The following is an 11,853-nucleotide window of genomic DNA, read 5'->3' on the forward strand; positions in this document are numbered from 1 at the left end:
AAACTTTGCTACTATTTTACCAACATAAGCCAATAAGGATTCAACAAGATGACCACAGCCAAAATTATCGCCTTAGCAGGCAGTCTTAGAAAAGACAGCTATAACCAGCAACTTATTCAAGCAGCTGCCAACTTTGCTCTAGAAGCGGGCGCTGAAGTAGAAGTCGTGAAGCTACAGGATTTAGATATCCCCATGTTTGATGAGGACTTGGAAGCCCAAGGTACGCCGAAAGGGGCGCAAATACTGAAAGACAAGTTACGTGATGCCGGTGGTATTTTACTCGCCAGCCCAGAATATAATGGCTCGTTTACCGCGGTACTAAAAAATGCCATCGATTGGGCTTCAAGAACCGAGCAAGGCGCAGTGCCTGCTTTCAGAAACAAGGTGGTGGCGCTTTATGCCGCTTCACCTGGTGGCTTAGGTGGCTTGCGCGGCCTCAATCACGTACGCGATGTCCTTTCCGGCATTGGTAGCTTAGTGCTGGCCGATCAGCTTGCCGTACCGAGTGCGTTTGAAGTCTTTGATGAGCAGGGCAAAATAAAAGACCCTGCGCTGGCAGAAAAAGTCTCCGGTTTAGCCCTACAGCTGGTGTCAGTAGCTAGCAAATTAAAGTAATCGCTAAACACTGACAACTTCTTGCTATGAGCGCTTAGCTATTGCAAACTAAGCGCTCAAAACCAATAAAGGAATACCTTGGGCCTTTATTACTGAGGATGGTTGTTGGGAGTCAACTTTGCAAAGTACCAAATCCACACTGTTTACAGCACAATTAAACTTGCCTTTTTACTGCATTCAATTTGCCCCAGAAAGTTATAATGAGAGCTCTTTTCAAGATTATGGCATCGCACAACCAAACCATCTGCAACGCGCGGTGGGCAAAAGAAAAGCCGAATACCTCGCCGGGCGGATCTGCGCGCAACACTGTTTAGCACAACTTGGCTACTCTGACTTTACCGTACACAGCGGTGAAGATCGTGCCCCTATTTGGCCGCCAACAGTTCGCGCCAGCATTACTCACACTCGGGGGATTGCGGCGGCTACTGCCACCACAGACAAGGCGATTAAGGGAGTGGGCATTGATATCGAGCGCGATATGGCGGAAAAACAAGAACGCGAGCTGCAGCGACAGCTATTACACCCGCAAGAATATGACTTGTTTGCACGTTTAGGTAAGCACCATCACAACCCTTTGACCTTAATTTTTTCTGCCAAAGAAAGCATCTATAAGGCGCTATATTCAACGGTGCAATGTTTTTTTGGTTTTGATGCAGTGAAGCTCATCGACTTTAATGACCATCAGCTGCAGTTTACTGTGATGACTCCTTTGCACCAAAGCATTCAGCCTGGAACAAGTTTAACGGTCTATTATCAGTGTGTTGAGGGCTTGGTACTAACAGAGTGCGAGTATCGGGGCAAGTAGCTAAAGCGCTCAGCTGAGCGCTTTTTTGTGTTGGGTTATTGGAATACCACGTTTTCACTGCCGGGAGCCGCTTTAAAGCGCACGATTAGATTTTCACAATCGGCTAAAATCTCTTGCTCTAAGCGTTCCTCAGCGCGCCAACGTTGGCTGTCCATTTTAAAGATTTCTTTTTTCGAGTACTTTTTACGGGCTTCATGGGTCGGCATTTCTTTCACCTCTTCATACATTTTGAATACCCCAGGGTAGGCCTGCTGCAAGTCTACCTCTTCATCAAAACTGTATTGAGATATTAGCACCCATACGCGCAAGCAGCCTTCTGAATACTCACATTGCTTTTCTTTCATCGCTCGTGCGATTAAGTTAACGCTGTCGGCAATTTTGCCATTGCGCGCTTGCCTGGACTCTTCCAGCTCTTGGGCTTTTTTTTCGCGATACTTAGCAATCACTTCTTTTTGCACTTTTAATTGCCAGAGCAACTTGCCGGCATAAAATGCCAACCCGGCAATGATCAGTGCACCAACAATGAGAGCAACAATCCACGCGCTATTCATTATTTATCGCCTTCCTCGAAATCATCGTCTAACCATTCGTTTGCTAGATCATTACTAACAAACTGCTCTAAGGGATCATCTTCTTGCATGTCACTTTCTTCGAACTCTTCGTCAATACCCAAGATTTCGCACAACTCTTGGTGACGTGCAATACCGCGGTTGAAGTATTTAGCGTCTTTGCCGGTTAATAACTCACCACGCTCATGGCGCTCAAGCAGGGCCATTAGGCGTTCGTCATTTTCTAGCTGCTCCAGCTCTTGCTCAGGCGATAACACCTCTTTGGCATTGCTCAGCTGTACCTGTGGCTGCAAGTGGCGCTTCAGCTCAGGTTGGCTATTTTCAGCTTGCTGCTGCGGCTCAGGCTTAAGCGCTACCGGCTTCTTACTGCCCACTCTGGGATCTTTTTTACTCGACCCTGACGATTGCTCTTTGCTCACGGTTTCTGGTGCGTTTCTTGAACCTGGCTTTTTGCCCTTGGTTTTTTTGTTACGCTGCTCTTTCATGGCGCGCAACTCTTGTAACTTTTCTTTGCTTAATCTTGGCGTGCCATTGGCGGCCACTTTACGTGTCTTTTTCTTTCTGGTCATAACTTAATACCTAACATCTGCGCGGATCACGCTTAGTAAGAATGATGACATCATTCCCAATGAATTCTAAATCACAATCTAACTGTCTGGCAAAATACTCAAATGTCGCACGGCTAAAAAAGCTAATGTGCGTTAAATCATTTTTGTAATGCCACGATTGAAATCGTGTCTTATCGATTACCAACTTTGTCATGAGTGCCAACGGACAGCCTGGCTTAAGCATGCTCAATAGTTTTTGCAGCACTTTACCTGGCGCAGCTAAGTGCTCCACCACCTCAGTACTTACAACAAAGTCGTAGCGATGATTTAGGACCTCTGGTCGATTAGCATAATAGAGATCGTATAACTCTACCGTGTGTCCGGCTTCACGGAGCATGTGTGCTAGCAAAGGCCCCGGCCCACAACCAAAGTCTAAGCCATAGCTTTGTGGTGCAACTCGTTGCAACAACGGATCGGCTAGGCGAGATAAAAAGCGCCTGTAACCGGCATCTTGCAAATCATTTTCATGACTATCATAGATGGCTTTCTCAGCAGCCGCCGACAACCGGTCCATAGGCTCCACCATAACCAGATGGCAACGCTCGCATTGCCAATAAAGCCTATGCTTATCGCGATAATAGTGTGTTAACTGAGTGCCATGACATAGGCCACAAGATAGTGAAGTTTCGCTTTGCAATGGTCGTTAGTAATTGCTTAATGAAGTGGCTATTGTAGCAGCAATGCTTAGGGCAACCAAATAAAAAGGCGGCAGAGATTGCTCTCTACCGCCTGCTAATCTGAGCGTCACAACTGGACACTTCTCCCTTCGACTTTTTAAGTCTTATTGTTGTTTTTGTTATCTTGTATCTTCCGTTTTGTTTTTATTTTAGACTTCCGTGATGCTATCCATATTGTTTTTATTATTAGACTTCCATGGATTTTCTTTTTCTCGGTCTTCCTAACGCTTTGTTTTTAATCCTTTGTATCTAACTGATACTTAATTTTGCCACCTACGCTTCCGTATCGAATTGTCCCTGTTTTTGTATTGCTTGGCGACAACCAATAATCTACGCTCTTGAGCTCGAGTTACAACTGTTTAATAACAAATTTATTACCTAAATATTTTTTATTCTATAGTTTTTTTCATAATTACATAAACTTACAATGAACAATAGTCGAAAAATAAGCCAAAACTTACATTAGCCAATAGCTACTGTCTTACATTAAAAGTGAGATATTTCTTACACGTCAGGCACAAAAAAAGGCAGCTGATGCTGCCCTTTTTTCAACAGTTAAGAGTTTACACTGAGGTGTATAACTCTGCTATACGACTTTAGTGTAGGCCACCTAAGTATTTCGATAATACTTCGATGTCTTTGTCTGTTAGCTTCTGTGCGATGTCTTGCATCATACCGTTCATGTCATTGTTACGCGTACCATCGCGGAACTTTTCAAGCTGAGACTTGATGTACTCTGGGTGCTGGAAAGAAATCTTCGGGAAGTTTGCCAATGAAGTACCATTACCACGCGGGCCGTGACATGCTGCACAAGCCGGAATACCGCGTTCTGCATCACCTGCTTTAAATAACTTTTGACCCGTTGCTACTACGTCTTCTGGCGTAGTACCCGCTGTCATGGTTAATGAAGAGAAGTAAGCCGCCAGGTCTTTCATATCCTGATCTGACAGTGGCATCGCCATACCGCTCATTACAGGGTCCATACGACCTTCTTCACCACCTGAAGTCATACCTAACTTGAACTCTTTTAGTTGCTTATAGATATAATCAGCGTGCTGACCTGCAATTTTTGGATACATGGTCACAGGGGCATTGCCATCTGGACCGTGACATGCTGCGCATGTTGCAGATTTCGCTTTACCCGCCTCTGCGTCACCATCGAATGCCGATGCGTTGCTTGCTGACAACGTACCAAGCAACATTGTTAAAGTTAATGCTATTTTTTTCATGGTAAATTCTCTGTTTCCGACCCTGTAATTTACACCCAGGCGAAAAAGTCGCTTTCTTTATTGCTTGGGCTGATAATACCAATCAGTACTAATTAGGTTGTTATGTTAATCAGATGAATTCTACATGCAATGTTTTCTATTACCAAAAGCGAAAACATTGCTCCACCTAAAAAATATTTGCTCAGTAGTCACTACTGATTGGTATAAACTTTAGACTGACATTGCAATTCCTACATTCTACACGATATTACTTTCTCTGGCACGTTTTCTGCTCATATTAAACTTATAATTTATAGGGGTTTGACCTAGATTAAAGCGTAAACCACCTATCTAAGCTGAATTTCGCTAAAAATTGCACCTTGGCAAGCTTAACCACTGTACAGTATTTCTTTTGCTAAGCTTAATACTGTTATAAAATACGCAGTTCAATCCGCAAAAGTTTAATCAGTTAGGAGTCAGCGTGCTTAAATCTCGCGTTCAATATAACTCAGCACAGTTTATTACCAGTGCCCCAGATATCAGCAAACTGCCACCAGACTCAGGGATCGAAGTTGCTTTTGCGGGCCGCTCCAATGCCGGAAAGTCCAGTGCCCTCAATGCCCTCACGGATCAAAAGCTGGCCCGAACCAGTAAAACACCAGGCCGCACCCAATTAATCAATACCTTTTCCTTGGGAGAAGATCAGCGCTTAATCGACCTTCCAGGTTATGGTTATGCCAAGGTGCCATTGGAGATGAAGAAAAAGTGGCAAAAGGCGCTCGGTGAATACTTGCAAAGAAGGCAATGCTTAAAAGGCATCGTGGTGTTAATGGATATTCGCCACCCGCTAAAAGATCTTGATATGGATTTAATTCACTGGGCTACCAGTAGTAATATTCCCGTATTGGCGCTACTTACTAAGGCCGATAAATTAAAGCAGGGCAAACGAAAAGCGGAAGTGTTACAAGTGCGCCGTGCACTCAGTGAAATTGATGGCGACATCACCGTTCACCCTTTTTCATCATTAAAGGGGATCGGTCTGAATCAACTCGCGTGGAAGCTAGATGAGTGGTTCTTAGGCCCCTTTAACCCAGAAGAACAAGGCGACAGCAATTAATAAAGCCCACAAAAGCGCGTTTAGCCCAAATAGAAACGCGCTTTGGCAGAGTCTAGATAAAAGCCCTGGTCATCTTGCTGTAACAGCTCTGCCCATTGATAATACACGTTCCTTGCAATCACAGCACTGAGGCCGTAGTTCAATTCAAGGTAGGGTATTTGGCTTTGCCCTTGAGATTGCACCTTTAACGGAAAAGCATCGCAAATCGGCCACAGCCGGTTGAGGTTATCTTCAGCCAAAATACAGGGTGCCAACCCCAACGCCTCAGCCTCGTCACAGTAATGCCATTGTTGGATCACAAACGGGTGAGATTCAACCTCCACTTCGCAGGTTTCTGCGGGCGTTTTCAACCAATAGCGACCAGATTCATAGATTAGCACGCTGGCAAACAAAGCGACTAAAGATTGCCGCTTTATTTCTGCACCTTGATGATACCAGCGACCATCGCGGGCAATTTTTATCTCTGACCAGCCACATGACGGCGCCGACCATTGTTGTGTCGGCGCGTGAGTTGCCACGTACTTGTCAATCAGAGTATTAATCTTGTCCATTAAAAACCAAGTTGAAACTAACAGGCACACTGGTTGCGATCGACTTAAGCCCAGCTATTTCTCTGAGCGCCTCAATGCCTTTTCCTAAACCAAACGCAGGGGCATTGATAATCACCGCTTTCACCGGTGTCACCACTAAACCATCGGCACTTTTGGTGACCAATAAATCCAGGCTTAGCTGCTCAATTTGACCATGCAATGATAAGTTCGCGCTCACATCAGACACTTTTGTGGTCCCGGTTGGTAACTTTGCCAGTTGCGCCGAGACGTCGGCAGTCACGGTAGCACTGGGGTATTGCGTAACATTAAATAGCATTTTACGCATGCGCTCGTTACGAATTGGGATCATTGATTCCACACTGCTAAGGTCAATCTGCAATTGCAGTTGCCCCTGCTCAGAGATAGTGCCATCAAGCTGAGTAAAGTGGTGAACTTCGGCAACGCTAGATTGCTTCACCGAAACAAAGCTAACATCGCTCAATTGTGAGTCTAATTGCCAAGCAGCGAAGGCTTGACTACAAAACAGCGCACTTGCTACCAGAAAAGGTTTAAGCATGACGACTTCCTTTAAAATGAGAGTTAATTGCATTTATGCTATTCAGTGTAAGGCCTAGTATAAATTAAATAAACCTTAAATTAGCCTGATGTTGTTACGCTATGAAAAAAGGAAAAGTTTGCAGTAAGAAAAGAAAAACACGGCTCGTAAAAACTACGAGCCGTTATAGCAATCTGGGGAGAAGCTATCAATACACTGTATCCTCTTGCGAGAGATACATCATCAACAGGATGTCCTACAGGATGAGGACGGAGCGGACTCTATCAAATGGATTAAAAGAAATAAATACCTTAAAGCAAAACACAAGCCAATTTGATAAACTTTCAACGTATTTTTTTTATTTGTTACCCAAGATTAACAGAGGCTACAATTTAAAGATGCTATAGCGCAAGTGAATACTCGCATTAGTTATGTGGTTTTAAGTAAATAGGTGGTGGTAGCGAGTGCTTCGATGTCATTACCTGTCTTTCTAATCGCAATCCAAATCACTGCGTATGCAATGTAATAAGCGCATTTTGGCAACAAAAAAGCACCGCAGTAGCGGTGCTTCTTATTGCTATGGAGTTAAGCAAATGGGCAAGTCAACGTTAATGTGCTTGTTCCCAATTTTCACCACTGTCAGCTTCGACCAATAAAGGAACATCAAGGCTTGCCGCTGCACTCATTAACTGACAGATTTTAGCACTGTATTCATCCACTTTATCGCTTGCCACTTCAAACACCAGTTCATCGTGTACTTGCATAAGGAGCTGAATATCGTTGCTATCACAGCTTTGCAACCACTCATCGACCGTGATCATCGCCTTTTTAATAATATCTGCTGCGGTGCCCTGCATCGGCGCATTAATGGCGGCACGTTCAGCCGCCTTTCTGCGTGCGCCATTACGGGCTTTAATATCCGGTAAATATAAGCGGCGACCAAATAAGGTTTCGACGTAACCTTTTTCTGCCGCTTCTTCACGAGTGCGTTCCATGTATTCCAGTACCCCAGGGAAGCGCTCAAAGTACTTATCCATATAGTGCTGCGCCTCGTGACGCGGAATGTCTAGCTGTCTTGCTAAACCAAATGCACTCATACCGTAAATCAAGCCAAAATTGACGGCTTTGGCTTTACGACGCATATCTGAGGTCACTTCTTCAAGTGCCACAGAGAACACTTCAGAAGCCGTGGCACTATGGACGTCCTTCCCTTCAGCAAAGGCGCTCAGTAAGCCTTTATCTTGAGATAAATGCGCCATGATCCTAAGCTCAATTTGGCTGTAGTCGGCAGCGACAATTTGCTTGTTGCTATCCGCCACAAATGCTTGTCGAATACGACGACCCGCTTCATTACGAATGGGAATGTTCTGCAGGTTTGGATCGCTTGAACTTAATCTGCCTGTGGCGGTAACCGCTTGATGATAAGAGGTATGAACCCGCCCCGTATCAGGATTCACCAATTTGGGTAATTTATCGGTGTAGGTCGACTTCAGTTTTGCCAACCCGCGGTGTTCAATAATGAGTTTCGGCAATGGGTAATCATGAGCCAGCTCTTGCAATACTTCTTCTGCAGTTGACGGTGCGCCCTTTGGCGTTTTCTTAATCACCGGCAGCTCCAGCTTGTCAAATAAAATAGCTTGTAACTGTTTTGGCGAACCCAGATTAAACTCTTCGCCGGCAATGGCAAACGCTTCTTGCTCTAGCTCTTGTAAACGCTTTTCTAATTCAACACTTTGCTTGCCTAGCATATCACCATCAATGTGCACACCAGTGCGTTCTATGCGCGATAAAACACTCAAGAGTGGCAGTTCAATGTCGGTAAATACTTGCTTCAAACTCGGCTCTTTTTCGATCAGAGGCCAAAGGTGCTGGTGTAGGCGCAAGGTAATATCGGCGTCTTCCGCCGCATAAGGTGCTGCTTTTTCTAATTCAATTTGATTGAAGGTCAGCTGGTTTTTACCTTTACCTGCTACCTCTTCAAAACTAATGGCTTTATGACCGAGGTACTTTAATGCCAACGAGTCCATGTCATGGCGGGTGCCAACACTATTAAAGACATAGGACTCCAGCATGGTATCAAAGGCAATCCCCTTTAACTCTAGCCCTGCTTTGGCTAAGACACTTTGATCGTATTTTAGGTTTTGTCCCACCTTCGCCAGCTTGGGATCCGCCAACAGCGGCGCCATGCGCTCAAATACAAGCTCTCGAGAGAGCTGCTCTGGGGCACCCACGTAGTCGTGGGCAATGGGTAGATAAGCTGCTTCACCAGGGGCAACCGCAAAGCTCATACCCACCAGTTCGGCTTCCATATAGTTTACACTGGTGGTTTCGGTGTCAAAAGCAATGAGCTCAGCCTGTTGTAGCTTTGTTATCCATGCATCCAGCTGCTCAGTAGTGAGAATGGTTTCATAATTGGCCTCCACCTTTGCAGCAGCTGGGGCCGAGCCTTCCGCTTCAACATCAACAATATCCTGCTGTGGTTGACCGTCTAATAATTCAGCTAACCAGCGTTTAAACTCACACTCACCATAAAGCTTAATTAAGCGGTCTTTATCCATCTCTGCAATTTGAAATTGCTCAAGATCTTGTTCCACCTCACAATCGAGTTTAATGGTGGCTAATTCGTAAGATAAGCGTAACTGTGACTCGTGCTCTGCCAGCTTTTTCGCCATTGTTTTCGAACCGCGAAAGCCAAGATCGGCGATCTTATCCAGGTTTTCATACAAAGAATCAATCGATCCTAACCCTTGCAGCATGGCCAGAGCCGTTTTCTCTCCAACTCCAGGGACGCCTGGGATGTTGTCCACCTTGTCACCCATCAGTGCAAGGTAGTCAATGATCAATTCAGGGCCAATGCCAAATTTATCCACGACCCCTTGAGGATCTAAAATGGTGTTGGTCATAGTATTAATCAGCGTCACATGCTCATTAACCAACTGGGCCATGTCTTTATCACCGGTGCTGATCAACACATGGCGGTTTTGCTCCGCAGCGATCCGAGAAAAGGTTCCGATCACATCATCAGCTTCAACGCCACTGATGCTCACCAAGGGCAAACCCATGGCTTTGATGATCTCATGGATAGGCTCTATTTGGCTTCTAAGATCATCTGGCATGGGCGGCCGGTGTGCTTTGTACTCACTGTACATCTCATTTCTAAACGTTGGCCCTTTGGCATCGAATACCACTACCATATGGCTTGGCTGATATTGCTTTAACAAGCTTTTCAGCATGTTGATCACACCATAGATAGCCCCTGTTGCTTCACCTTTTGAGTTTGTTAAGTGTGGTGGAGCATGGTATGCACGGAATAAATAAGAAGAGCCGTCAACCAAGATCAAGGGGTTTTCAGGGATCTGAGACATATATATTGGATCCTAAATTCATCTTTTAATAGAGTAGGATATAAGGATGCCACAAGGTGGCTAATAAAACGAGTTGCTAAGGATAACTATCCGTTGATATTTTTAATAACGGCCTGTGGATAACTTTGTAGACAAACACGAGAAATCGCTCTGAACTTATGATTAAAAAGTTAGAGTGCTGCGTAGGTGGTTGATTTGCTTGCGCTTTTAAACCCGTTTTTATTGTTATTATCTTTACCGGTTTGTGGATAAAGAATTTTTTGCGTTACTCTGTACGAACTAGGTGAGTAAAAAGTAGCCTGATTTTTTCAAGCGGAGGAGTATACTACCATAATTGATCAAAGATCATAGATGATCCTTTATAATTTTTTCATCCTATGGTGATCGTTTTTATGCATAAGAGCGCAATGATGCGCTATTAAAGGAGAGACCAATGAAAAAAGTTGCCGTAATTTTAAGTGGCTGTGGTGTTTTTGATGGTGCCGAAGTAAATGAAGCAGTACTTACTATGCTCTATTTAGAAAAAGCGGATGCACAGTATCAATGCTTCGCCCCTAATATTGAGCAGTTTCACGTTATCAATCACCTTACCGGTGAAGAAATGGATGAGCGCCGTAATGTCTTGGTGGAGTCGGCTCGTATTGCTCGCGGTGAAGTCAAAGACTTGGAAACACTTAATGCCGATGATTTCGATGCCCTAATTTTACCTGGCGGCTTTGGTGTGGCGAAAAACCTCTGCGACTTTGCTATAAAAGGGGCGAAATCCACTGTGCTCGAAAGCGTCAAGGTAGCCTGCACTGAATTCAGTCGCCAACAAAAGCCCATTGCTTATCTGTGTATTGCGCCAGCGCTTATTGGCCATATTCATCCACCAGGTACGCTAGCGTCGATTGGCAACGATGTTGAAACGGCAGCCGCCATAGACACCTTAGGTGCCAAACATCAACAATGTGAGGTAAGTGATATCGTCGTTGATGACAATGAAAAAGTCATCAGCACCCCAGCTTATATGCTGGCCAACTCGGTATTAGAAGCGGCAACAGGTATCGAAAAAGCGGTAAATAAATTAGTCGCCATGTCTTAATGTAAACTCAATGAAGGTGATAACCGTAATAATTAGTGAGCTTAGGGTTACGTTTTCGCTTAGCCTTGAGTTTGCTTAGGGTGACCACTGAAATAGGGCAACAAAACTTGCCCTATCGCAATAAAATTAAAGTTTTGCGCATTTATAATTAAGTTTCCGTTTTATAAATGAACAGGTGGCGTTATAATCCCGATAATTCCGTCATCTAATATCGTGAATGAACACGTTCAAACGAAGTGAGCAAGGTAAATGAAAAAACTTTCAGCAGCACTTTTATTGCTATCAACAGCCGCAGTTGCGCAACCATACGACAATTCATTAACTGAAGAAGCGATCAAAGAGCGCCTTCAACCTATTGGCTCAGTGTACTTGGCTGGTGCTGAAAGCGAAGCCGATGCAGCACCAACAGGCCCACGTTCAGGTGAACAGGTTTATCAAGCCGCGTGTTTCGCTTGTCATGGCACAGGAGCACTTGGTGCACCAAAATCAGCGGATGACTGGGCTGCGCGCTTAGAAAAAGGCAAAGATGTATTACTCGATCATGCCATTAATGGTTTCAATGCCATGCCTCCACGCGGTACCTGTACAGATTGCTCAGACGAAGAAATAGCTGCAGCCATCGACTTTATGCTCGAGCAGTAAGTCACTTTACCCAAAAGCAAGACTTTTCTCTTTCGGTGCGGCTGTCTTAGCCGCACTTATTCACTAATTAGCACTTG

Annotated in this window: 12 protein-coding genes; 5 read left to right on the forward strand and 7 right to left on the reverse strand. The window is 44.7% G+C overall.

Annotation, left to right across the window (positions count from 1 at the left end; translation table 11 throughout):
* Positions 1 to 48: 48 nt before the first annotated feature.
* The gene (locus tag ACNKW2_RS08320; protein ID WP_419148140.1) at positions 49 to 615 is read left to right on the forward strand and encodes an NADPH-dependent FMN reductase; all 567 of its coding nucleotides are present in this window, start codon (positions 49 to 51) and stop codon (positions 613 to 615) included.
* 118 nt (positions 616 to 733) lie between these two features.
* Positions 734 to 1,420, forward strand: a complete 687-nt coding sequence (locus ACNKW2_RS08325) for a 4'-phosphopantetheinyl transferase family protein (RefSeq protein WP_419148141.1) — start codon at positions 734 to 736, stop codon at positions 1,418 to 1,420.
* 35 nt (positions 1,421 to 1,455) lie between these two features.
* Here ACNKW2_RS08325 and ACNKW2_RS08330 read toward each other — a convergent pair whose 3' ends face one another.
* From ACNKW2_RS08330 to ACNKW2_RS08345, 4 genes are all read right to left on the reverse strand, one after another.
* Entirely contained in the window at positions 1,456 to 1,971 is a 516-nt protein-coding gene (locus ACNKW2_RS08330; RefSeq protein WP_336567840.1) for a DUF2489 domain-containing protein, read from the reverse strand.
* Complete coding sequence (gene yihI / locus ACNKW2_RS08335) at positions 1,971 to 2,558, reverse strand: Der GTPase-activating protein YihI (RefSeq protein ID WP_419148142.1); 588 nt, start codon at positions 2,556 to 2,558, stop codon at positions 1,971 to 1,973. The genes ACNKW2_RS08330 and yihI overlap by 1 nt, the downstream gene beginning before the upstream one ends.
* Before the next feature lie 10 nt (positions 2,559 to 2,568).
* Entirely contained in the window at positions 2,569 to 3,111 is a 543-nt protein-coding gene (locus ACNKW2_RS08340) for a class I SAM-dependent methyltransferase (protein WP_419148143.1), read from the reverse strand.
* A 759-nt stretch (positions 3,112 to 3,870) separates the two neighbouring features.
* Positions 3,871 to 4,503: a c-type cytochrome gene (locus ACNKW2_RS08345; RefSeq protein ID WP_336567844.1), complete on the reverse strand. Its 633-nt coding sequence runs from the start codon at positions 4,501 to 4,503 to the stop codon at positions 3,871 to 3,873.
* A 460-nt stretch (positions 4,504 to 4,963) separates the two neighbouring features.
* Between ACNKW2_RS08345 and yihA the strand changes: the two genes are divergently transcribed.
* The gene (yihA, locus tag ACNKW2_RS08350; RefSeq protein WP_419148144.1) at positions 4,964 to 5,599 is read left to right on the forward strand and encodes a ribosome biogenesis GTP-binding protein YihA/YsxC; all 636 of its coding nucleotides are present in this window, start codon (positions 4,964 to 4,966) and stop codon (positions 5,597 to 5,599) included.
* A gap of 20 nt (positions 5,600 to 5,619) precedes the next feature.
* On the opposite strand, the gene ACNKW2_RS08355 is transcribed toward yihA, so the two are convergent.
* The 3 genes from ACNKW2_RS08355 to polA all read right to left on the reverse strand — a co-directional run bounded on the left by ACNKW2_RS08355 (position 5,620) and on the right by polA (position 10,050).
* Positions 5,620 to 6,150, reverse strand: coding sequence for a DUF1285 domain-containing protein (locus ACNKW2_RS08355; RefSeq protein WP_419148145.1), 531 nt, complete (start codon positions 6,148 to 6,150; stop codon positions 5,620 to 5,622).
* On the reverse strand, positions 6,137 to 6,706 hold the full coding sequence (locus ACNKW2_RS08360) for a YceI family protein (protein WP_419148146.1): 570 nt from the start codon (positions 6,704 to 6,706) through the stop codon (positions 6,137 to 6,139). The genes ACNKW2_RS08355 and ACNKW2_RS08360 overlap by 14 nt, the downstream gene beginning before the upstream one ends.
* Positions 6,707 to 7,293: 587 nt before the next feature.
* Positions 7,294 to 10,050 (reverse strand): DNA polymerase I, encoded by a 2,757-nt coding sequence (polA, locus tag ACNKW2_RS08365; RefSeq protein WP_419148147.1) that lies wholly within the window; start codon positions 10,048 to 10,050, stop codon positions 7,294 to 7,296.
* 433 nt (positions 10,051 to 10,483) lie between these two features.
* Between polA and elbB the strand changes: the two genes are divergently transcribed.
* Both elbB and ACNKW2_RS08375 read left to right on the forward strand, forming a co-directional pair.
* Positions 10,484 to 11,134 carry an isoprenoid biosynthesis glyoxalase ElbB gene (gene elbB / locus ACNKW2_RS08370; RefSeq protein ID WP_419148148.1) on the forward strand — a complete coding sequence of 217 codons (651 nt, stop codon included), beginning with the start codon at positions 10,484 to 10,486 and terminating at the stop codon, positions 11,132 to 11,134.
* Positions 11,135 to 11,383: 249 nt separating this feature from the next.
* Positions 11,384 to 11,776 carry a c-type cytochrome gene (locus tag ACNKW2_RS08375; RefSeq protein ID WP_336567851.1) on the forward strand — a complete coding sequence of 131 codons (393 nt, stop codon included), beginning with the start codon at positions 11,384 to 11,386 and terminating at the stop codon, positions 11,774 to 11,776.
* Positions 11,777 to 11,853: the final 77 nt, after the last annotated feature.

The organism is Pseudoalteromonas 'SMAR' (assembly GCF_048515945.1).
Lineage (GTDB): Bacteria > Pseudomonadota > Gammaproteobacteria > Enterobacterales > Alteromonadaceae > Pseudoalteromonas.